Annotated in this window: 20 protein-coding genes and 2 tRNA genes; 15 read left to right on the top strand and 7 right to left on the bottom strand. The window is 61.4% G+C overall.

What is annotated here, in order from left to right; all coding sequences use genetic code 11:
• Positions 1-2: 2 nt before the first annotated feature.
• From mrdA to RM192_RS07620, 5 genes are all read left to right on the top strand, one after another.
• Positions 3-2,081, top strand: a complete 2,079-nt coding sequence (gene mrdA, locus RM192_RS07640; protein WP_311508592.1) for a penicillin-binding protein 2 — start codon at positions 3-5, stop codon at positions 2,079-2,081.
• A complete protein-coding gene (rodA, locus tag RM192_RS07635; protein WP_311506942.1) occupies positions 2,081-3,196 on the top strand; it encodes a rod shape-determining protein RodA in 1,116 nt (371 codons plus the stop codon). Before mrdA ends, rodA begins: the two co-directional genes overlap by 1 nt.
• 67 nt (positions 3,197-3,263) lie before the next feature.
• Positions 3,264-3,339, top strand: a tRNA-Lys gene (locus RM192_RS07630).
• 42 nt (positions 3,340-3,381) lie between these two features.
• Positions 3,382-3,457 (top strand) — tRNA-Lys (locus RM192_RS07625).
• Between the two features lie 88 nt (positions 3,458-3,545).
• Complete coding sequence (locus RM192_RS07620) at positions 3,546-3,887, top strand: antibiotic biosynthesis monooxygenase (RefSeq protein WP_311506941.1); 342 nt, start codon at positions 3,546-3,548, stop codon at positions 3,885-3,887.
• Positions 3,888-3,947: 60 nt separating this feature from the next.
• On the opposite strand, the gene RM192_RS07615 is transcribed toward RM192_RS07620, so the two are convergent.
• The gene (locus tag RM192_RS07615; protein WP_409233796.1) at positions 3,948-6,866 is read right to left on the bottom strand and encodes a TonB-dependent receptor; all 2,919 of its coding nucleotides are present in this window, start codon (positions 6,864-6,866) and stop codon (positions 3,948-3,950) included.
• 92 nt (positions 6,867-6,958) lie between these two features.
• Positions 6,959-7,216, bottom strand: a complete 258-nt coding sequence (locus RM192_RS07610) for a hypothetical protein (RefSeq protein WP_311506939.1) — start codon at positions 7,214-7,216, stop codon at positions 6,959-6,961.
• A 280-nt stretch (positions 7,217-7,496) separates the two neighbouring features.
• Between RM192_RS07610 and RM192_RS07605 the strand changes: the two genes are divergently transcribed.
• Positions 7,497-8,024, top strand: a complete 528-nt coding sequence (locus RM192_RS07605) for a MarR family transcriptional regulator (protein WP_311506938.1) — start codon at positions 7,497-7,499, stop codon at positions 8,022-8,024.
• A 66-nt stretch (positions 8,025-8,090) separates the two neighbouring features.
• On the opposite strand, the gene eno is transcribed toward RM192_RS07605, so the two are convergent.
• Positions 8,091-9,377 carry a phosphopyruvate hydratase gene (gene eno / locus RM192_RS07600; protein WP_311506937.1) on the bottom strand — a complete coding sequence of 429 codons (1,287 nt, stop codon included), beginning with the start codon at positions 9,375-9,377 and terminating at the stop codon, positions 8,091-8,093.
• Between the two features lie 230 nt (positions 9,378-9,607).
• Between eno and RM192_RS07595 the strand changes: the two genes are divergently transcribed.
• From RM192_RS07595 to RM192_RS07575, 5 genes are all read left to right on the top strand, one after another.
• Entirely contained in the window at positions 9,608-10,192 is a 585-nt protein-coding gene (locus tag RM192_RS07595) for a hypothetical protein (protein WP_311506936.1), read from the top strand.
• 30 nt (positions 10,193-10,222) lie between these two features.
• Positions 10,223-10,606, top strand: a complete 384-nt coding sequence (locus RM192_RS07590) for a phage holin family protein (protein WP_311506935.1) — start codon at positions 10,223-10,225, stop codon at positions 10,604-10,606.
• On the top strand, positions 10,603-10,887 hold the full coding sequence (locus tag RM192_RS07585; protein ID WP_311506934.1) for a hypothetical protein: 285 nt from the start codon (positions 10,603-10,605) through the stop codon (positions 10,885-10,887). Before RM192_RS07590 ends, RM192_RS07585 begins: the two co-directional genes overlap by 4 nt.
• Before the next feature lies 1 nt (position 10,888).
• Positions 10,889-11,356, top strand: coding sequence for a hypothetical protein (locus RM192_RS07580; protein ID WP_311506933.1), 468 nt, complete (start codon positions 10,889-10,891; stop codon positions 11,354-11,356).
• A gap of 103 nt (positions 11,357-11,459) precedes the next feature.
• On the top strand, positions 11,460-11,681 hold the full coding sequence (locus RM192_RS07575; RefSeq protein WP_311506932.1) for a DUF4170 domain-containing protein: 222 nt from the start codon (positions 11,460-11,462) through the stop codon (positions 11,679-11,681).
• Positions 11,682-11,745: 64 nt separating this feature from the next.
• Here RM192_RS07575 and greA read toward each other — a convergent pair whose 3' ends face one another.
• Both greA and carB read right to left on the bottom strand, forming a co-directional pair.
• Positions 11,746-12,222 (bottom strand): transcription elongation factor GreA, encoded by a 477-nt coding sequence (gene greA, locus RM192_RS07570; protein WP_311508591.1) that lies wholly within the window; start codon positions 12,220-12,222, stop codon positions 11,746-11,748.
• Between the two features lie 133 nt (positions 12,223-12,355).
• Entirely contained in the window at positions 12,356-15,679 is a 3,324-nt protein-coding gene (carB, locus tag RM192_RS07565) for a carbamoyl-phosphate synthase large subunit (protein WP_311506931.1), read from the bottom strand.
• Positions 15,680-15,745: 66 nt separating this feature from the next.
• On the opposite strand from carB, the gene RM192_RS07560 reads away from it, so the two are divergent.
• On the top strand, positions 15,746-16,096 hold the full coding sequence (locus tag RM192_RS07560; protein WP_311506930.1) for a DUF559 domain-containing protein: 351 nt from the start codon (positions 15,746-15,748) through the stop codon (positions 16,094-16,096).
• A gap of 152 nt (positions 16,097-16,248) precedes the next feature.
• Here RM192_RS07560 and RM192_RS07555 read toward each other — a convergent pair whose 3' ends face one another.
• Positions 16,249-16,497 (bottom strand): hypothetical protein, encoded by a 249-nt coding sequence (locus RM192_RS07555; protein ID WP_311506929.1) that lies wholly within the window; start codon positions 16,495-16,497, stop codon positions 16,249-16,251.
• Complete coding sequence (carA, locus tag RM192_RS07550) at positions 16,494-17,735, bottom strand: glutamine-hydrolyzing carbamoyl-phosphate synthase small subunit (RefSeq protein ID WP_311506928.1); 1,242 nt, start codon at positions 17,733-17,735, stop codon at positions 16,494-16,496. The genes RM192_RS07555 and carA overlap by 4 nt, the downstream gene beginning before the upstream one ends.
• 161 nt (positions 17,736-17,896) lie before the next feature.
• Between carA and RM192_RS07545 the strand changes: the two genes are divergently transcribed.
• The 3 genes from RM192_RS07545 to dnaG all read left to right on the top strand — a co-directional run bounded on the left by RM192_RS07545 (position 17,897) and on the right by dnaG (position 20,693).
• Positions 17,897-18,352, top strand: coding sequence for a GatB/YqeY domain-containing protein (locus tag RM192_RS07545; protein ID WP_311506927.1), 456 nt, complete (start codon positions 17,897-17,899; stop codon positions 18,350-18,352).
• 137 nt (positions 18,353-18,489) lie between these two features.
• Complete coding sequence (locus RM192_RS07540; protein WP_311506926.1) at positions 18,490-18,828, top strand: GIY-YIG nuclease family protein; 339 nt, start codon at positions 18,490-18,492, stop codon at positions 18,826-18,828.
• On the top strand, positions 18,825-20,693 hold the full coding sequence (dnaG, locus tag RM192_RS07535; RefSeq protein WP_311506925.1) for a DNA primase: 1,869 nt from the start codon (positions 18,825-18,827) through the stop codon (positions 20,691-20,693). Before RM192_RS07540 ends, dnaG begins: the two co-directional genes overlap by 4 nt.
• Positions 20,694-20,721: the final 28 nt, after the last annotated feature.

Genomic DNA, 20,721 nt, shown 5'->3' with positions numbered 1-20,721 from the left:
CGATGAATTCCCGCCTGCCGCTGACCTCGGCCGTCCTGACCAATCGCTTCGAGCGTCGGACGTTCGTGATGGGTGCGCTTCAGGGTGGTGTCGGCATCCTGCTGGCAACGCGCCTCGGCTATCTGGCGGTAGCGCAGAACGAGAAATACCAAGCCGCGTCCGAAAGCAACCGCGTCAACCTGACGCTCATTCCGCCTCGGCGCGGCTGGGTGCTGGACCGTTTCGGTAAGGCGCTTGCCGCCAACCGCGCCGACTTCCGCGTCGATCTCATCCCCGACCGGGTCGAAGACGCCGACCGGACGATGAAAACGCTGGCCGAATTGCTCGCCCTGCCGCCAGACCGGGTGCGCGACATCCGCGACAAGCTGGAAAAAGCGCGCGGATTTCAGCCCGTTGAAGTCGCTTCCAGTCTCGACTGGGAAAAGTTTGCCGCCGTTTCGGTGCGCCTGCCCGAATTGCCAGGCGTTATCCCCCAGCGCGGCTATTCTCGGTTCTATCCCACTGGCGCGGCAGTCGGTCACCTCGTCGGCTATGTCGGCGCCGCTTCTGCAGAAGAGTACGAGAAGGAACGCAGCCCGCTGCTGATCACGCCGGGCTTCAAGATCGGCAAGGACGGACTCGAAAAGCAGTTCGAGACGCGGTTGCGCGGTGTTCCCGGCGCCCGGCGTGTCGAGGCGACCGCCTCTGGGCGGATCGTGCGTGATCTCGGCACGCGGGAGGATGTGCCAGGCAAACCGATCCAGTTGACGATCAACGCTGGCCTTCAGGACTACGCCGCTCGCCGCATCGGCCTCGAATCCGGTTCGGTGGTGGTGATGGACTGCGAGACCGGCGACCTGCTTGCCATGGCATCAATGCCCAGTTTCGATCCCAACAGCTTTTCCGATGGCATCGGCCGCATCGAATGGAAGATGCTGTCCGAGGACGACCATGTCCCTCTGCGCAACAAGGTGTTGCGCGGTCTTTATCCGCCCGGATCAACCGTAAAGCCTATGGTCGCAATGGCCTTTCTCGAGGCAGGGCTCGATCCTGAGGCGACGGTCAACTGCGGGGGCGGGCTGCGCGTTGGCAACCGCGTGTTCCACTGCTGGAACCATCGCGGTCACGGCACCACCAACATGGCCAAGGGCATCTATCAATCCTGCGACGTCTATTTCTACCATTTCGCACAACAGCTCGGGATGGACGTAATCGCGACGATGGCAAAGCGTCTTGGTCTGGGCCAGGAATTCCCCATGCCCTATGCAGGCCAGTCCTACGGCACTGTTCCGGACCCGGCGTGGAAGCTGCGCAAGTACAAGAAGGAATGGGCCGTCTACGACACGGTCAACGCCACGATCGGCCAGGGTTACATGCTGGTCAATCCGCTGCAGCAAGCCGTCATGGCATCGCGCATCGCCTCCGGCCGCGAAGTCATGCCGCGGTTGCTGCTTGACCGGAAGGCTGCCCTGCCCAAATCCATGGGTTTCCGGCAGGACCACCTCGATTACATTCACGCCGCGATGAGCGAAGTCGTCAACGGTCGCGGTACGGCGGGCAAGGCCCGGCTTCCGGTCGATAACGTGCTGCTGGCGGGCAAGACTGGCACGGCGCAAGTCGTCGGACTCAACATCGGCAACGGCAAGGGTGGTTTGTGGAAGCACCGGGACCACGGCCACTTCATCTGCTTCGCACCGTTCGACAAGCCCAAGTACGCCTGCGCCGTCGCGATCGAGCATGGCGGCGGCTCGGGTTCGGCCTATCCCATCGCGCGCGACGTGATGACCTACATCTTCGCCCCCGACAAGGCGATGGAAGTCCTCGATGGCTTCGAAAAGCAGTGGGGCGGGAATGTCCAGCAGCGAATGGCGACGCGCTACAATGCCTTTGCCGAAAAGTACGGCGGCTCGGCCCCCAAGGTGGTCCCTGACGACGAGGAACTGACCGAGCGGGTCGAAGAGGCGCGCAAGCCCGACACCGAGCCTGCGGACGCACAGACCGATGCTGCCGCGCCCGGCGCTGAACCTGACGCAGCTACCGCGGCACCCGTCCCTGTTCCCGCCGCCACGCCCGCTGCGCCAACACCGGCAGGTGGGCAATGATGCCCCGCGCCTATGTTCCGGCAGCCATTGCCCGCCAGCCTTGGGGTGTTCTCCTGCCGCTCGCTGCGCTGGTATCCTTCGGCTCGGCAGTGCTATATTCTGCGGCGGGGGGCAGGTTCGAGACCTGGTCGATGTCGCACCTCGTGCGCTTCGTCGTGTTTCTGATTATGGCCATGGTGATCGCGCGCCTGCCGCAGGAACTGTTCCGGCGCATCGCCATCCCGGTTTACGCAGGGCTGTGCCTGTTGCTGGTGTTGGTCGAACTCATCGGCGGCATCGGTGGTGGAAGCCAGCGCTGGCTCAATCTCGGGTTCATGACGCTGCAGCCGTCCGAGCTGATGAAGCCGGGCATCGTCCTTGTCCTCGCATGGTTCTATTCGGTCTTGCCGGTGGGCGAGGTTCAGAACTGGCGTTCGCTCGCGCCTGCTGCGATCCTTCTTGGCATTCCGGCCGGCCTCGTCATGCTCCAGCCCGATCTCGGGACCGGGCTTGCCATTTCGTTCGGCGCGGTTGTGGTGATGTTCCTCGCCGGCCTCCCGCTGCGCTGGTTCCTAGGCGCAGGCGGTGCAGCGCTGGTCGTCGCCCCCCTCGCCTTCTTCACGCTGCTCCATGATTATCAGCGCAAGCGCGTGCTGGTGTTCCTCGACCCGGAAAGCGATCCGCTGGGATCGGGCTATCACATCACCCAGTCGAAAATCGCCATCGGCTCGGGCGGATTTTTTGGTAAAGGCTTCGGCCAGGGCTCGCAGAGCCACCTCAACTACCTGCCGGAATCGCACACCGACTTCGTTTTCGCCACGATGGCGGAAGAATGGGGCATGCTGGGCGGGCTGTTCGTGCTTGGCGTATTCGGCCTGATCTTCCGTTGGGGGCTGAAGGTCGCCACGAACGCGCCTGACCGCTTCTCGCGCCTGCTGGCTGCGGGCATGACCATGACGATTTTCTTCTACATGTGCATCAACCTGATGATGGTCATGGGACTGGCCCCGGTCGTGGGCATTCCGCTCCCTTGGATGAGCCATGGCGGTTCTTCGATGATGACCAACATGATCTGCATCGGCACGATCATGGCGGTGGAACGTTGGAGCAAGTCCGCCCCGCGCAGCCTCTCGTAACAAACCCGAAATTTGGGGCTTGGCATGGCCCAGAAAATCGTTATTGGGGCGGCTCCCGAGCGGGAATGGACGCATAGCTCAGTTGGTAGAGCAGCTGACTCTTAATCAGCGGGTCCTTGGTTCGAGCCCAAGTGCGTCCACCATTCCACGCTCCGCCGCGCACCATGCGGCACCCTGTCGGGTACGGACGCATAGCTCAGTTGGTAGAGCAGCTGACTCTTAATCAGCGGGTCCTTGGTTCGAGCCCAAGTGCGTCCACCACCGTTGCCCCCTGTTGCAAAAGCCAATTACGTCTTGCCGCGTCTGTCCCTAGCCTTGGTGCACAAGAGGCAAAGCAAAAGGATGCAGGATGGACCGGGTCACGCTCTGGGGCTGGATCGATTTCGAGGGCAAGGATGCAGCCGCGATTGCGCGGGGTGGCGCTCAATTCATCCTGCCGACATATGACGAGCCGGGCTGCATCCATTACGTCTGGAACGCTGACGCGCTGAACCCGTCGCGGCTGTGGGTCTATGAGGAATGGGAATGCATCGAAGCGCTTGCCGACCATCTGGCCGGGCCGCTCTACCGCGACATGGCGGGCTATCTTGCGGACTCCGGCATGACCGGTGCCGAAGTCGACAAATATCGCGTGGCCGCCAAGCAGCCCGTCTACGACGGTTCGGGCATGCCCCGTGCGGCGTTCGATTGACCCAGAAAGCAACGCCGGAGCCATTTGGTCCCGGCGCAAGTTTTTGTCTGATGACGAAGTTCAGAACTTGAAGCCTGCCGCGACACCGTAGCGACGCGGTTCCAGCGTGAAGATATTGGTGAACAGGCCTGACGACTGATCGGTCACGTAAAGGCCGGTCGTGGCGTTGTTGTTGGCGATGTTCTGGATATAGCCGCGCAGGAACCAGCGGTCATCCCTGCCATTGAGCTGGACTTGCGCGTTCATCACCGCGAAGCCCTTGATGCGGTTGATATTGCCGTTGAAGATCGTGCCGTAGCTTTCGCCGGTATAGTTGATGTCAAAACGCGGAACGAGCGACATCTCGCCGGCCTCGATCGTGTACTGGATGCCGGCGGACCACTTGAATTCGGGCGCCTGTGGCAACTGATTGCCCTTCACGTTCTTTTCGATGCCCGAGCTGACCCGGATTCCGCCGAACAGGTTGCCGATGGCAGCAGCTTGCGTGGCAAGAGCGCCGCAGATCGAGAACGCGCCAGTGGTGTTGGTGCCCGGTATCGGCGTCGGAGCCTTCAGCCCGATCTTTCCGTTGATTGCGCCGACGAAGGCGTTGGCCGCCGCCGCGCTCGCACCGGTAACGGCGCAGTTCGATCCCAGGGTGATATCCTTGATGATCACCGTGTCCGAACGACCCGCCGAAACGTCGCGGGTATCCACGAAGAACTGGTCTCCGGCGACCTTGGTCTTGAGGTAGCTGGCGGAGAGGTTGACCAGCAGGTTGCGGGTCGGCGCCATGATCGCTTCGGCCTCGACGCCATAGATGTTGGCGTTGATATTGTCGTTGACCGAGGTGCGCGCGGTGATGCGGCTAAGTTGCAGGTCCTTGTAGCGATAATAGAACGCCGACAGGTTAAGTTGCAGCGCACCGAACCGGTTCTTCGACCCGAACTCGAAGGCGTCGACCGATTCCGGCTTGAACGAGTCATTGACCGAACCGACCGACAGCGGCGGGTTGATGCCGCCCGACTTGTAGCCGCGCGAATAGGACAGGTAGACAAGGTTGTCCGGCGTAATCTGGTAATCCAGCACCGCACGTCCGGTCATCCGACCAAAGCTGACCGACCGTTCCTGGAAAGGCTGCACGCCCGTGGTGCCCTTGTCGAAATCGCCCGCCGAGGCATAGTTCAGCGCTTCTTCGAGCGTGTTCGCACCGATCAGTGCATAGAGCGGACCGCCGCTGGCAAATTCGCTCGACAACCCGTTGCTCAGCAACGTTGTACGTGCTCGCGTGAACTTCTTGTCGTGGTTGTAGCGCAAGCCAAGAGTCAGCTTCACCTTGTCGTTGAACTGGAAGTAGCTCTCCCCAAAGATGCCGTAGCTGTCGAGAATACCCTTGTCCGTATTGCTGCGGAAGAATGGTGAAGGACGGAACACCGCCTTGCCCCCGGTTGCACCCGTCAGTGCAGCGGCAGCCCCCAGTACACCCGATGCGTAATCGAGGCCGAAGGAATTGACGTAATAGCTGTTGTTGGTCGTTTCGCCGCGCAGATAGTTGGCGCCGATCAGGAAGTTTAACATTCCGTCGAAATCGGAATCGAGGTGCGCTTCTGCGGCATATTGCTTGTAGGACTGGCTGGACTCGTCGATGTCATACGAGGTCTTTCCGCACAGCGTTTTGCCTCCGGCCCCAAACACGCCGACGTTGTTCGGATCGATGTCGGACTGGCACACATTGCCGGTGGGGCCATTGGGTATGAGCCGGGCAGCGATCGGCGCGAAGGCAAACGCGGTTGCCGGGTTCGCAGCAAATGCCGCCAGAGCGAACAGGCCCGGGCTACCGGAAATCGCCCGCTGGGTGGCCAGGTTGTAATCGGTCCGGCTGCGGACCTCGTTGCGGGCATAGCCTGCCGTGACATTGAGCGTGAGATGCTCGCCGACTGCTTGTTGCAGCTTGGCCTGATAGACTTCTTCCTTGGCAAAATAGGTCGGAAGATAGTCGACGTTTACCGTGCGAACGTTCGCCGGGTTGACCGCGTTTGCGAACCCATCCCCGTCCGTGCCGTAGATGCTGCCGAGGCCGAGCGGTGCAAGGGTCGGCGATGCTGCAATGCCGAAAAATTCGCGCGAGGACAGCAAGGACGCTAGCGTGGAATCCCCGTTGGTGGTCTCGTTGGCAAGTTTGTCAGGCAAGCAACCGAGCACGCCGGTCGGATCACGGTGACAAAGCTGTTTCTGGACACGGCTACGGCTGTCGCTCTCGCGGAAATAATAGCCTGAAATGTCGATTGTCGTGTCGGCGCTGGGCTCCCACCGCAGCGACCCACGCAGCGCGTACATGTCGCGCCCGTCGATCCGGCTGTCGGTTCCGATGTTGTAGGTGTAGCCGTCGCGGCGGTTGTACATACCTGCGAGACGGATGCCGAGCGTTTCGCCCAGCGGCACATTCAGCATACCCTTGACGCGGACCGAGTTGAACTTGCCGTAATCGGCCTCACCCGATGCGCCGAACCCGGAAAGATCGGGCTTGGCGGTGATGACATTGACCACGCCCGAGGTTGCATTGCGGCCGAACAACGTGCCCTGCGGCCCGCGCAGCACTTCGATGCGCTCGAGGTCGAAAAACTCGGTCTCGAACAAGCGGCTTTGCGTCATCGGCATGTCGTTGAGATGAATGCCTGTCGCGGAATCGCACGAAACGCCAACGCAAAGGTCACCGATGCCGCGAATGGTGAAGCTCGACGAGGTGAAGTTGGTTTTGGTGAAGGTGACGTTTGGCAGCGAAAGTTGCAGGTCCGAAGAGTTCTGGATCTGCTGCTTTTCAAGATTTTCGGCAGAAAATGCAGAGACCGCAATCGGTACTGCCTGCAAGGATTGCGCCTGGCGCTGCGCCGTCACGATGATCTCTTCCAGCCCCACGCTTTCATTGGCGGACTGCGCAAATACGGGTGACGAAATGGCCGTTACACAAACACCGGCCAACAGGGAAAGCTTGCCCCTCATAGCTCGAACCTCTCTCCAGCGGTGCCCATCATTGATCGCGGACTACCTGAAGCGCAGGACATAACGGCGCCGATTTTTTGTCAATCGGATAATTAAAAACGCGGCTTGCCGTAGCGGAAGGTTGTTTCAAACGAGACCGAAAATTCCGGAATGGTGCGATTTTCGGCCTCTTGAATGGCTTTATCACCCCTCAAAACAGGACTTTTGAGTGATTCTACCGAATCGCCACCGACCAGATCTCCGCCCCTCAAGGCAAAGCTCAAGTCCGCCGTCACCGATGCCAGTGCCAAGCCCGCGAGACACCAGGACCCGTTCTTTTCGTGGAGAGTTACGCTATCGCGCTGATCCACACCTCATGCTGGGGATTCACAGGTCCGCATTCACAAAGATCAATCGTCAATATTGGAACCTGATAAATCCAATTTGGTCATTACAATTACATCCAGAATGATTATTTTAACACTTCTCCAAGTTTTTCATGGCGATAAGCAGATTAATCATAACAGTACGATATGCTACTTAGTAAATAAACGAATAGTTAGTCGGCAACCCTTCGACAATGGATGATCTCACCAGAAAGGTCTGCTCCGATGACCGTGCGCAGACAGGTCTTCAATGGGGGGCTATCCGATGAGCAGGGAGCAACTGAGGGCAAAAGCGCGCAGGCTGATCGCGGCGGCCAACGAACTTCTCGCCATTGCACATGAACTTGAACAGACAGACGCCGAACAGCGAAGCGACGATACGCCCGCGTCAAATGCCCCCAAGGACAGTCCAGTCTGGGCCGAAGTCGCAAGGTCTGCCTACAGGGAACGCCGCCGCCGCCACGACGTGTTCAACGACCCGAACCTGTTCGGCGAGCCCGCTTGGGACATTCTGCTCGATCTCTTCATTGCCGCCAAAGAGCGCAAGCGCCTGCCGGTGACCAGCGCCTGCATCGGAGCCGCCGTGCCTGCAACCACGGCGCTGCGCTGGCTCACCGTGCTTGAGGAAAAGGGCCTGATCCTGCGGGAGAACGACCTTTCAGATGCGCGCCGCGTATTCGTGCGCTTGTCCACCGACGGTTACGAGAAAATGGTCAGCTACTTCTCGGACATCGCCGGTGACATGCGTCAGGATGAAGAGGTCGAATTCCCCTCGCTCCGAATGGCCCACTGACCGCACGCACAGCAAAAAGGGCGGCCCCTCGCGGAGCCGCCCTCAAATTTGCCGGGTCTGGGACTATCAGAAGCCGAGGCGACCGAACGCGGCCTTGCCCGCATATCGCGCCGAAGCGCCCAGTTCTTCTTCGATGCGGATCAATTGGTTGTACTTGGCGAGCCGATCCGACCGTGCCAGCGAACCGGTCTTGATCTGGCCGCAGTTGGTCGCAACCGCGAGGTCTGCAATCGTGTAGTCCTCGGTTTCGCCCGAACGGTGCGACATCACCGCAGTGTAACCGTTGCGCTGTGCAATCGATACGGCTTCGAGAGTCTCGGTCAGCGTGCCGATCTGGTTGACCTTGACCAGCAGCGAATTCGCCAGTCCCTTGCCAATGCCCATTTCCAGACGCTTCGGGTTGGTCACGAACAGATCGTCACCTACCAGCTGCACGCGCTTGCCGACCTTGGCAGTGAGCGCAGCCCAACCTTCGAAATCGTCCTCGCCCATGCCGTCTTCGATCGAGATGATCGGATAGGCATCGCACAGCGCGGCGAGATAGTCGGCCATGGCGTCGGGCGAAAGCGAAAGGCCCTCGCCGCTGATTTCGTACTTGCCGTTCTTGAAGAATTCGGTCGCAGCGCAATCGAGCGCGAGCATCATGTCCTCGCCCGGCTTGAAACCTGCCTTTTCGATGGAAGCCATGACGAAATCGAGCGCGTCGCGCGTGCTTGCAAGGTTCGGTGCGAAGCCGCCCTCATCGCCCACTGCGGTTGCCAGGCCCTTCTCGTGGAGGCCCTTCTTCAGCGTGTGGAACACTTCTGCGCCCCAGCGCACGGCTTCGGCCAGGGTCGGCGCGCCGACCGGCATGATCATGAATTCCTGGAAATCGATCGGGTTGTCGGCATGTTCGCCGCCGTTGATGATGTTCATCATCGGCACAGGCAGGACATGCGCCGAGACGCCGCCGACATAGCTGTAGAGCGGAAGCCCTCGTGCATCGGCAGCGGCCTTCGCCACGGCGAGGCTGGTGCCGAGAATGGCATTGGCGCCAAGGCGGCTCTTGTTCTCGGTGCCATCGAGTTCGATCATCGCAAGATCGATATCGCGCTGGTCTTCGGCATCGAGACCGACGAGCACTTCGGCAATGTCGGAGTTAACGGCAGTAACTGCCTTGGTCACGCCCTTGCCGAGATAGCGCGCCTTGTCACCGTCGCGCAGTTCAACCGCCTCATGTGCGCCGGTCGACGCGCCCGAAGGCACTGCCGCACGGCCGAAGCTGCCGTCTTCGAGCAAAATATCGACTTCGACGGTCGGGTTGCCGCGGCTGTCGAGAATTTCGCGTGCATGAATGTCAATGATCGCAGTCATGGTCTGCTCCCTGCAGTGTGGCTACAAGGATTCTTGCACGCCACGGTTTGGCGCGGCTCCTATCGGCTGGAACCCTCGCAGGCAAGCCGCGTTGGCACTCCGACATACCTATACGGGCTCAAGTCCTGCATCATCACTGCTTGCCTTTGTGAAAAAGGGTCTGGCAAGATGGCGCGGACCGCCCATATCGTTACGGCAACTGCCGTGCGACATGCCGAAGGGAATACGAAATGGCCGATACGACTATGACCCCCGACAACGCCCCGAAGAACTCCGCTGCTGTCAAGGCAGGCGATCTTGCCGCGGCTGGCGCGCCGGTCTCGGCATCGACCGAGGAAACGAGCGCAAAGGGCCGCTTCACCAAAGCCATCGAGGAAGCCAAGGCCGGCGCCGAAGCACTGAAGGGCGAAGCATTGGAAAAGGGCTCTGCCTACAAGACCAAGGTCAGCGACACGGCGACCGACTGGGTCGGCGAAGCGAAGGTCTATGCGGGCCAGGCCAAGGAAAAGGGCGCTGAACTGGCCGTACAGGGCAAGGCCAAGGCCAGCGACGCGCTCAGCACGCTGGGCAAGACCATTTCCGACACCGCCACGACCATCGATGAGAAGCTGGGCGTGCAATATGGCGACTATGCCCGCACCGCTGCGCGCTCGATCCAGGAAACCGCCGCCAAGCTCGAAGCCAAGGATCTTGGTGAACTCGGCGACGACGTGAAGGAATTCGTGAAGAAAAGCCCGGGAGTCGCAATCGGTGTTGCCGCTGTCGCGGGGTTCGCCATCGCAAAGCTGCTCTCGTCAGGTGGGTCGGACGACTGACGGCGCGCCCGGTCTAGTGGTCCAAACCGCATGACGGATAACCACAGCGACGCCGTGACGGCGGACAGGCCTGAGCAACCCTCGATCGGCGACGCGCTGCGCGCGCTGGTCGAGGACGGGCAGACACTTGTCGAAGCGGAAATTGCCTATCGCAAGGCTCAGGCTGCTTATGGCCTTGGCGAGGCGAAGGCGATTGCCATCCTGCTCGTGCTTGGCCTCGCCTTCGGCTTTTTCACTCTACTTGCCATCGTCGTCGGACTCCTGATGGGTCTGGCAGCCTATGTCGGCGTATGGGGCGCCCTGGCCATCGTCGGCGGTGCCTTGCTGCTGCTGACCGGCTTGTGCCTGTACCTCGCCTCTGCCCGGATGAGCAGGGTCAAGGCGGGCATTGGTGGGGGATCTGAACCCAAATGAGCACTCCTCACACCATTTCACAGGCGCGTTTTCTGCGCGACGAAGCTCTCGCCATCGTCAAGGCGGACCTCGATCTGGCCAAGGTCGAAGCAACTCCCGCGCGCATCAAGGAACGTGCGGTGGGTGAAGCCGTTGAACTGATGGAAACCGCCCGCGACATCGCAGGCGAAAACAAGGCCGTTATCGGCGCAACCGCTGCAGCGCTCGCGGCATGGTTCCTCAGGGGGCCGCTGCTTGAGCTGGCAGAGAAGTTGCGCGATGCGGTCAGACCCGGAGATTGAAATGTCGACCAACACCCCGACCGAAACCAAGCCGGACCTTCACGACAAGGTCAATGCGGCCAAAGCCCGTCTTGCCGAGCGGACCGACGGTCCATCGGCTGCGCAACGGGCGAAAACTCTGATCGAAGAACACCCTGTAGCTTCGCTTGCTGCGGGCATTCTGCTTGGCGCACTGATCGCCAAGGCGCTTCCGTCGTCGGGACGAATGCGCAAAGGCGCTGCCGGTCTCGCTTCAGTCGCGGGCAAACTCGCCGTGGATTATGCCACGAAAGCCGCCGACGCGGGCCGTGAAGGCTTTCACAAGGTTGAGGAAGTTGGCGGCTCGCTGGGCGAAAAAATTGCAGATGGCAGCAGCGATGCCAGACGCAAGGCCGTTGATCTTGCCGAAATCGCCCGCTCCGCAGCCGCCGAAGCCAGCGAAATCGCGATCCGCAAGGTCACCGAGTTCGCCTCACGCATGAAGCATTGAATCAAGGTTTGCGTATAGGGTGAAATACGAGTTCCGACGACTTGCCTTGGCCTCCACTTTTTGTCAGTGGCGGATCTGAATACTCCCCAACGGAAAGTCGCCAATGCAGAAACTCCACCTTGTGATGGGCGGTCGGGTCAAGGACCCGCAAGGCCTCGAGTTCGTTGATCTGAAGGCCATCGATGTGGTCGGCGTTTTTCCCGATTATGCCAGCGCCGAAGACGCCTGGCGCAGCGCCGCGCAGCGCACGGTTGACGACGCAGAAATGCGTTACGTGATCGTGCATATGCACCGCTTGCTTGAGCCGGACCTGCCCAAGGCCTGAGCCGCGCAAAACAAAAAGGCCCCGGATCACTCCGGGGCCTTTTTCGTTGTCCATCAGACGATTGTCAGATGAACTCAATCTTCTGCACGAGGTAGAACTTGTCGCCCGCAGGGACGGTAACTTCCACTTCCTCGTCCACCTTGCGGCCGATCAGGGCCTTGCCCAGAGGCGAGTTGTAGCTGATCATGCCCTTCTTGGCGTCCGCCTCGTAAGGTCCGACGATCTGGTACTTCACCGGCTTCTCGTCTTCGTCGAGCAGTGTGACGGTCGCGCCGAAGATGATCTTGTCACCCGACAGCGTCGATGGATCGATGATCTGAGCGCGGCTGACGCGGTCTTCCAGATCGCCAATCGAGGCTTCGACTTGCCCCTGACGCTCCTTGGCGGCGTGATACTCGGCATTTTCCGAAAGATCGCCATGGGCACGCGCTTCTTCGATGGCATCAACGATCAGGGGGCGCTCCTCGCGCAGCGCCTTCAGCTCTGCGGTCAGGCGTTCATAGCCCGCTGCAAGCATCGGCAGCTTTTCCACACTCGCCATCGTCAAGTCTCTTTCCTGTACTGCGCCCTGCCTGCCGCTAGGGCATTCAGGGAAAACCTGCCCCCGCCGACCGACGCCGCATGCGTCAGGCCGGACCTTCAATGCCGTGATGCCGGGAAGCTTTCACTTGGGTTCAGCTATAATAGTCCTGCAACGAACGCACTTCAAGTTCGGCCGAGCGCAAGGCTTCGATTGCCTCCACCGCCGCCACTGATGCCGCCGCCGTGGTGAAGTAAGGCACGCGCGCGCCCAACGCCGATGCGCGGATCGATTGCGAATCCTTGTGGCTCTGCCAGCCTTCGGTGGTGTTGAAGATCAGCGCCATGTCGCCGTCGATGATCCGGTCGACGATATGCGGGCGCCCTTCGGCCACCTTGTTCACCCGTTCGACGATCACGCCCGCATCGGTGAGATAGCGCGCGGTCCCACCGGTCGCCACGATCTTGAAGCCAAGATCGGTTAGCTTGCGCACGGCGGGCAGGATCACCGCCTTGTCGCTGTCCTTGACCGAGACGAACACCGTGCCGCCCTGCGGCAGCTTGGTCCCTGCTCCCAGCTGCGATTTGGCGAAGGCCATCGCGAAGGTGCTGTCGAGGCCCATGACTTCACCGGTCGACTTCATTTCGGGCGAAAGCACAGGGTCGATGCCGGGGAAGCGTGCGAACGGGAACACCGCTTCCTTGACCGCCATGTAGTCGATCTCGCGCTTGATCGCGGGCAGGTTCGCCAGCTTCTCGCCCGCCATGATCCGCGCGGCAAACTTGGCAATGGGCTGACCGATCGCCTTTGCGACGAACGGTACGGTGCGGCTGGCGCGCGGGTTCACTTCGATGAGGTAAACCTCGCCGTCCTTGATCGCGAACTGGATGTTCATCAACCCGCGCACGTTGAGGCCGCGTGCCAGAAGAACCGCCTGCCGCTCCATCTCCGCGATGATATCTGCGGGCAGGCTGTAGGGCGGCAGGGTGCAGGCGCTGTCGCCCGAATGGATGCCAGCCTCCTCGATGTGCTGCATCACGCCTGCAACGGTCACTTCGTCACCGTCGGCCAGCGCATCGACATCGCATTCGATGGCATCGCGCAAGTACTGATCGATCAGCACCGGGCTGTCGCCCGATACCTTAACCGCGGTGGCGATGTAGTCGTCTAGCTGCGCAAGGCTGTCGACGATTTCCATCGCGCGGCCGCCGAGCACATAGCTTGGGCGGATCAGCACCGGGTAACCGATGCGGTTGGCCACGGCGACGGCTTCATCGCGGCTGCGCGCGATGCCGTTCATCGGCTGCTTGAGTCCGAGCTTGCTGACCAGCGCGGCAAAGCGTTCACGGTCTTCGGCAAGGTCGATGGAGTCGGGCGATGTGCCGAGGATCGGAATGCCCGCATCCTGCAGCGCCTGCGCCAGCTTGAGCGGGGTCTGCCCGCCGAACTGCACGATCACCCCGACCAGTTCGCCGTTCGACTGCTCCAGCTCAAGGATTTCCAGCACGTCTTCCGCCGTCAGCGGCTCGAAATACAGGCGGTCCGAGGTGTCGTAGTCGGTAGAGACGGTTTCCGGGTTGCAGTTGATCATGATCGTCTCGAACCCGGCGTCTTCCAGCGCATAGCACGCATGGCAGCAGCAATAGTCGAACTCGATGCCCTGCCCGATGCGGTTCGGGCCGCCACCGAGAATGACCACCTTTTTGCGATTGGTCGGCGCGGATTCGTTCTCCGGTTCGCCAAACAGTCCGCTTTCATAAGTCGAGTACATGTAAGGCGTCACCGCCTCGAACTCGGCGGCGCAGCTATCGATGCGCTTGAACACCGGGCGCACGCCCAGCTTATGCCGCAGCGCGCGCACTTCGGCCTCGCTCGTGGCGCCGGCCATGGCACTCAACACATCATGCAACAGACCCGAACGCTTGGCCTGGGTTTCGCCCATGCCGCCCGCAACGCCGACCGACCGCACGGCCAGCGTGGCAAGGCGCTTGTCCGAAAAGCCCATGGCCTTCAAGCGGCGCAGGCCAGTGGCGTCGTTGGGCAACCCGTTTTCGGTTATCGCCTTTTCCTCGGCGATGATCTCGCAGATATGGCGCAGGAACCACGGTTCGTACTTGGTAACCGCCTGAACCTCATCGACCGAGAAACCCTCGCGGAAAGCCTGGGCGATCACCAGAATGCGGTCTGGCGTGGGTAGAGATAGCGCAGCAGTGATCTGATCTCGGCTCGCGCCTTCGAGTTCGACCACGCGGTTGAAGCCGTCCAGCCCGGTTTCGAGGCCGCGCAGCGCCTTCTGCATCGATTCCTTGAAGTTGCGGCCAATCGCCATCACTTCGCCGACAGACTTCATCGCGGTGCCCAGCAGCGGCTCGGCACCCTTGAACTTTTCAAAGGTGAAGCGCGGGATCTTGGTCACGACATAGTCGATGGTCGGTTCGAACGCGGCGGGCGTTGCGCCAGTGATGTCGTTCATGATCTCGTCGAGCGTGTAGCCCACGGCCAGCTTCGCCGCGACCTTGGCGATCGGGAAGCCGGTGGCCTTCGATGCCAGCGCGGACGAGCGCGACACGCGCGGGTTCATCTCGATCACGATCATCCGGCCATCGGCGGGGTTCACCGCGAACTGCACGTTCGAACCGCCGGTTTCCACGCCGATCTCGCGCAGCACCGCGATGCTGGCGTTGCGCATGATCTGGTATTCCTTGTCGGTCAGCGTCAGCGCCGGGGCGACGGTGATCGAATCCCCGGTGTGGACGCCCATCGGATCGACGTTTTCGATCGAGCAGATGATGATGCAGTTGTCATTCTTGTCGCGGACAACCTCCATCTCGTACTCTTTCCAGCCGAGTAGCGATTCATCGATCAGCACTTCGGTGGTGGGGGAAGCTTCGAGGCCGCCCTTCACGATCTTGACGAATTCGTCCTTGTTATAGGCAATGCCGCCCCCGGTGCCGCCCATCGTGAAGCTGGGGCGGATGATCGATGGCAGGCCGGTGCGCTCCAGAATGACAAGCGCTTCTTCTACCGTGTGGGCCACGCCCGAACGCGCCGATTCCAGCCCGATCTTGTCCATCGCATCGCGGAAGCGCTGGCGGTCCTCGGCCTTGTCGATCGCATCGGCATCGGCGCCGATCATCTGCACGCCGTACTTAGCCAGCGTGCCATCGTTGAACAGCGCCAGCGCGGTGTTGAGCGCGGTCTGCCCGCCCATCGTCGGCAGCAGCGCATCCGGGCGCTCCTTCTCGATGATCTTGGCGACAACCTCGGGCGTGATCGGCTCGACATACGTCGCGTGCGCCATGTCCGGATCGGTCATGATCGTCGCGGGGTTCGAGTTGACCAGAATGATCCGGTAACCCTCCTCCTTCAACGCCTTCACCGCCTGCGTGCCCGAATAATCGAACTCGCAAGCCTGGCCGATGATGATCGGCCCGGCGCCGATGATCAGGATCGAGGAAATGTCAGTGCGTTTGGGCATTTAGACAGACTTCGCTATAAAAGCCCTCCCCCTCAAGGGGGAGGGTTGGGTGGGGGTGTACAACGTATGAGCGATAAACGCCTGACGCCGCTGGCGCGCAAGTTGCGCAAAGATCCTACGGAAGCGGAAAAACGAATGTGGTCGCGGCTTCGCGGCGAACAACTTGGCGTCAAATTCACGCGCCAGTTTCCGATCGGAAACGCGATCGTGGACTTCGCCTGCCGCCGTTTGAAACTCGTCGTCGAACTCGACGGAGGCCAGCACGCTGACAGCAACACCGACGACGCCCGCACCCGAATGATCGAGGCGCACGGCTATCACGTCGTCCGTTACTGGAATAACGACGCCCTCGCCAACACGGAAGGTGTACTCACCGCTCTGATAATCGAAATCGAACTCGCCCGAAACCGAACCTGAAAAGCCCTCCCCCTCAAGGGGGAGGGTTGGGTGGGGGTGTGCCACGCCGATAGCTGGACGCGAGGCTGCGCCTCGCTCCCCCACCCCCGGCCCCTCCCCGCTGGGGAGGGGGACAGAGTTGGCTATCGCCAATTTGTTCTTCCCCTTATCCATCAGCGAGTAACCAGCAATCCCAACTTCTCAAAATGATCGTAGATGCACTGCTCTTTAAGTTCATGGTCGGTAACACTTGCCGACACGTAAGCAGCCCATGCATCACCCGCCTTTGTCGGTACAAAGTCAGGCACCCCACAAGCGGCAGCGGCCTCAACAATGTCGTCTCGGCTAGCCCACTGCTCGCCGTCATCAAACGCAAAGCAACCACCAAGTCCTAGTAGAAGCAGTGCAGGAAGATACTTCACCCCAACATCCCCACAAACTTCTCGAACAGGTAGAAACTGTCCTGCGGCCCCGGCGATGCCTCAGGGTGATACTGCACGCCGAACGCCTTCTTGCCCTTCACCGCGATGCCGCAGTTCGAGCCGTCGAACAGCGAGACGTGGGTTTCTTCCACGCTGTCGCCCAGCGCGCCGGGGGTGTTGTCCACCGCGAAGCCGTGGTTCATCGAGGTGATCTCGACCACGCCGTCTTCCATGCGCTTGACCGGGTGGTTCGCGCCGCGGTGGCCTTGGTGCATCTTGGTGGTCCGCGCGCCTGCGGCGAGCGCCAGCATCTGGTGGCCGAGGCAGATGCCGAACACCGGCATATCGGCCTCAAGCAGCTTCTGGATCACCGGCACAGCATAAGCGCCGGTCGCCGCCGGATCGCCCGGACCGTTCGACAGGAACACGCCGTCGGGTTTCAGTTCGAGGATCGTTTCGAGCGAGGTCTGCGCCGGGACCACCGTCACCGCCGCGCCTGCCGCCACGAGGCTGCGGAAGATGTTGTCCTTCGCGCCATAATCGATGGCGACGACATGGGGCCTCTTCTTCCCCTCTCCGTTCGTGTCGAGCGAAGTCGAGACACCATCGCGCGGCTTCTCGACTTCGCTCGAAGCGAACGGGACTTTTTCAAATCCTTCACCGAGTTTCCAGATAGAGCCTTCCCACGCCTCTTGGCTCTCGCGCGTGACCACGCGGGCAAGGTCCATGCCTTCAAGGCCGGGCCATTCGCGCGCACGCTCGATCAGCGCAGGGATATCGAACTGCCCCTTGGGATCATGCGCGATCACCGCATTGGGCGCGCCCGACATGCGGATGCGGCGGGTCAGCGCGCGGGTATCGAGGCCCGAAATACCGATCTTGCCGAGCTTTTCCATCCACTTCTGGAAGGAACCGGCGCTGCGGAAGTTGGCGGGATCGGTCACGTCTTCGCGCACCACGCAGCCGACTGCGCCCGGAACGTCATGGCTTTCCATGTCTTCCGGGTTGGTGCCGACATTGCCGATGTGCGGGAACGTGAATGTCACCACCTGCCCGGCATAGGACGGGTCGGTCATCACTTCCTGATAGCCGGTGATCGCGGTGTTGAAGCACACTTCGCCCACGGCGGAACCGGTCGCGCCGAAGCCGCGTCCCCACGCCACAGACCCATCCGCCAGCACGAGGACTCCCGTAGCGCCGTCTGGTTGAGGCGCGTGCGAAAGTGCGGGGTCGGCCATGATTGGGGGCGCTCCGTTGGCAGTGGTTCTGGCGATGTTGCTAAGGGGCGGCGGTTAGACCTGAGTCCCCATTGCGTCAACCTAGCGATTCCCGAAAGTTTCGCTTACATGAGGCGTTTCCCGCATTTGCGGGCGCCATACTCACAGGAAATACGTAACCCATGATCCGCGATACCCTCAAGGCCGCGCAGGTTTCCGCCATGAAGGCAGGGGACAAGCCGCGCCTCGCCGCCGTCCGCCTGATCCTTGCCAAGATCAAGGACAAGGACATCGAACTGCGGACCGCCGCATCGCTGCCCGACGATGACGTGCTGGTTACCGACGTTTTGCAGAAGATGGCAAAGCAGCGCCGCGAATCGATCACGCTTTACGAACAGGGCGACCGTCAGGAACTGGCTGACATCGAGAAGGCGGAACTCGCCGTGATCGAGGAATTTTTGCCAGCACAAATGGGCGACGATGAAGTGAAGGCCATCATCACCGCGCTGATCGCGGAAACCGGCGCTGCGGGGATGAAGGACATGGGGAAAGTCGTGGCGGCGCTGAAGGCGAAGCACGGCACGCAGCTCGACATGGGCAAGGCCAGCGGGCTGGTGAAGGCTGCGCTGGCGGGGTAAGTTAGTCTGCGCTGGCATGTCTCGACTACGCCATACGGGCTACGCTCGACACGAACGGACTTTTGGATAGGATAACCTTTTCCTTCCCCCGTTCGTGTCGAGCGAAGTCGAGACACGCTGTGCCAAGGTTTGATGTCATGGCCTTCTGGACCTACATCCTGCGCTGCGCCGATGGGAAGTATTACACGGGTCATACTGATGATCTGGAAAGTCGGATAGCGGAGCATACGCACGGTGGGTTCTGCGGGTTCACGTCAAAGCGCCGACCGGTAACATTAGTTTGGAGCGAAACTTTCGCCACCCGCTATGAAGCGCTCACCTGCGAAATGCAGGTTGGGAAATGGTCCCGCGCCAAGAAAGACGCGCTAATCGCTGGGAACTGGAAGCTCCTTTCCCACTTTGCCCGACCGCCGCATGAGCGTGTCTCGACTACGCTCGACACGAACGGAGTTGGGTGCGAAGGGGCTGAGCCATGAGCCTTACCCCGCAATGGATGGACGAACTGCGCACGCGGATCTCGCTTTCGGGCGTGATCGGGCGGAGCGTGCGCGTCACCAAGGCGGGGCGCGAGTTCAAGGCGTGCTGCCCGTTCCATAACGAGAAGACGCCCAGCTTCACCATCAACGACGAGAAGGGCTTCTACCACTGCTTCGGCTGCGGCGCGCATGGCGATGTGATCCGCTGGATGACCGACCATCAGGGCCTGCCGTTCATGGAGGCGGTGAAGGAACTGGCGCTGCAGGCGGGGATGGACGTCCCTGCCCCCGATCCGCGCGCGGCGAAGGTGGCCGAGCAGCAGAAATCGCTCCACGATGTGATGGCAGCGGCGCAGGCCTTCTTCGTCAATTGCCTTGGCGAAGATCGCGGTGCCGAGGCGCGGCGCTATCTCGCCTCACGCGGGTTTCCTGCCAATGTCGTGCGCGAATTCGGCTTCGGCTTTGCGCCCGACAGCCGCACCGCGCTGAAGGAGGCGCTCTCCGCCTTCCCTGACGCCATGCTGATCGAGGCGGGGCTGCGCATCGTGGTGGACGGCAAGGAGCCATACGACCGTTTTCGCGGGCGGCTGATGCTGCCGATCCTCGATCCGCGCGGGCGCGTCATCGCGTTCGGCGGGCGCATCCTGAGTGCCGAAAAAACCGACGCTCCGAAATACCTCAACTCGCCCGACACGCCGCTCTTCGACAAGGGCCGCACGGTCTACAATCTCCACCGCGCAGCACCGGCGTCGCGGGCCAATAACCGCGTGGTGGTGGTGGAAGGCTACATGGACGTTGTGGCGCTGGCGGCGGCAGGCATTGGCGAGGCGGTCGCCCCGCTCGGCACCGCACTGACCGAACACCAGATCGAGCGCCTGTGGCGGCTGGTGGAAACGCCGACACTCTGCTTCGACGGCGATGCGGCGGGCCAGCGCGCCGCCATGCGCGCAATCACCCGCGCGTTGCCGATGCTGCGCCCCGGCCATTCCTTGCGCATCACGACCCTGCCAAAGGGCATTGACCCCGACGACCTGATCAAGCGCGATGGCCCTCAGGCGATGGAAGCATTGCTGGACGGCGCGCAAAGCATGGTAGATGTGCTTTGGGAAGTGGAACGCGATGCCCTTCCGCTGTCCACGCCGGAGGACAAGGCGGGCCTCAAGGCGCGCCTGCTCGCCCACTGCGAAACGATCCAGCACCCCGACATCAAATCGCTTTATCGCCGCGAACTTACCGAGCGCTTCGGCGAACTTGCCTTCGCCCGCAAGGAGCGCGCCCCGTTCCAGCCGCGCCAGGGCGGCGGCGGCCAGAGGCAACAAGGCAAGGGACCATGGAAGCCCGCGCCGCTGCCGTTGGGCGCAGACGACAAGGCGAGAATGCTCAAGATCGGCGTCGGTCCAAGCACAAACCTGCTCGCCGCAGTTCTGGCAGGCTTGATCCGCCACCCCCGGCAAATTCCCGCACACGCCGAGTCCCTCGCCCGGCTTCAGCCTGACGACCCGGGCAGCGGCGCTTTGCTGGACGCGCTGCTCTCGCTGGCGGACCGTGCCCAAGTGCTTGAAAGCGCTGATCTCGATCCCATATTGGCGGAACGGCGACTTCGGTCGCCGTCGGCAAAGGACTACGCAGGGATGCGATTCGGCTTTTTGACGGGTGATGGCGAACAGTCCTCCGGCGAACTGGCCGAAGCGGTTGCCTTGCTGGTCGAACTGCCAGCCGTGGAGGAAGCGCTGGCAGCAGCCACGCTAGCCCATGAAACCGCGTTTTCAGACGATAGTTTTGCTGAACAGCAACGATTGCGTAAACGAAGGGTGGATTTGTTTGCTCGTTTGGAGCACATGAACCGCGCTCGTGCTGCGTTATAATTATACATTCACGCACTTCGGGTCAGTC

Source organism: Novosphingobium sp. MMS21-SN21R (genome assembly GCF_031846015.1).
GTDB lineage: Bacteria > Pseudomonadota > Alphaproteobacteria > Sphingomonadales > Sphingomonadaceae > Novosphingobium.
This window is presented reverse-complemented; position numbering and strand designations above follow the sequence as displayed.

Excerpts from the sequence above, each read along its gene's own strand:
- mrdA (WP_311508592.1), top strand. The coding sequence starts at position 3 with ATGAATTCCCGCCTGCCGCTGACCTCGGCCGTCCTGACCAATCGCTTC.
- RM192_RS07615 (WP_409233796.1), bottom strand. The coding sequence starts at position 6,866 with ATGAGGGGCAAGCTTTCCCTGTTGGCCGGTGTTTGTGTAACGGCCATT.
- RM192_RS07575 (WP_311506932.1), top strand. The coding sequence starts at position 11,460 with ATGCAGAAACTCCACCTTGTGATGGGCGGTCGGGTCAAGGACCCGCAA.
- RM192_RS07605 (WP_311506938.1), top strand. The coding sequence starts at position 7,497 with ATGAGCAGGGAGCAACTGAGGGCAAAAGCGCGCAGGCTGATCGCGGCG.
- rodA (WP_311506942.1), top strand. The coding sequence starts at position 2,081 with ATGCCCCGCGCCTATGTTCCGGCAGCCATTGCCCGCCAGCCTTGGGGT.
- dnaG (WP_311506925.1), top strand. The coding sequence starts at position 18,825 with ATGAGCCTTACCCCGCAATGGATGGACGAACTGCGCACGCGGATCTCG.
- RM192_RS07580 (WP_311506933.1), top strand. The coding sequence starts at position 10,889 with ATGTCGACCAACACCCCGACCGAAACCAAGCCGGACCTTCACGACAAG.
- carA (WP_311506928.1), bottom strand. The coding sequence starts at position 17,735 with ATGGCCGACCCCGCACTTTCGCACGCGCCTCAACCAGACGGCGCTACG.
- greA (WP_311508591.1), bottom strand. The coding sequence starts at position 12,222 with ATGGCGAGTGTGGAAAAGCTGCCGATGCTTGCAGCGGGCTATGAACGC.
- RM192_RS07545 (WP_311506927.1), top strand. The coding sequence starts at position 17,897 with ATGATCCGCGATACCCTCAAGGCCGCGCAGGTTTCCGCCATGAAGGCA.
- RM192_RS07540 (WP_311506926.1), top strand. The coding sequence starts at position 18,490 with ATGGCCTTCTGGACCTACATCCTGCGCTGCGCCGATGGGAAGTATTAC.
- RM192_RS07585 (WP_311506934.1), top strand. The coding sequence starts at position 10,603 with ATGAGCACTCCTCACACCATTTCACAGGCGCGTTTTCTGCGCGACGAA.
- RM192_RS07620 (WP_311506941.1), top strand. The coding sequence starts at position 3,546 with ATGGACCGGGTCACGCTCTGGGGCTGGATCGATTTCGAGGGCAAGGAT.
- eno (WP_311506937.1), bottom strand. The coding sequence starts at position 9,377 with ATGACTGCGATCATTGACATTCATGCACGCGAAATTCTCGACAGCCGC.
- RM192_RS07590 (WP_311506935.1), top strand. The coding sequence starts at position 10,223 with ATGACGGATAACCACAGCGACGCCGTGACGGCGGACAGGCCTGAGCAA.
- RM192_RS07560 (WP_311506930.1), top strand. The coding sequence starts at position 15,746 with ATGAGCGATAAACGCCTGACGCCGCTGGCGCGCAAGTTGCGCAAAGAT.
- carB (WP_311506931.1), bottom strand. The coding sequence starts at position 15,679 with ATGCCCAAACGCACTGACATTTCCTCGATCCTGATCATCGGCGCCGGG.
- RM192_RS07595 (WP_311506936.1), top strand. The coding sequence starts at position 9,608 with ATGGCCGATACGACTATGACCCCCGACAACGCCCCGAAGAACTCCGCT.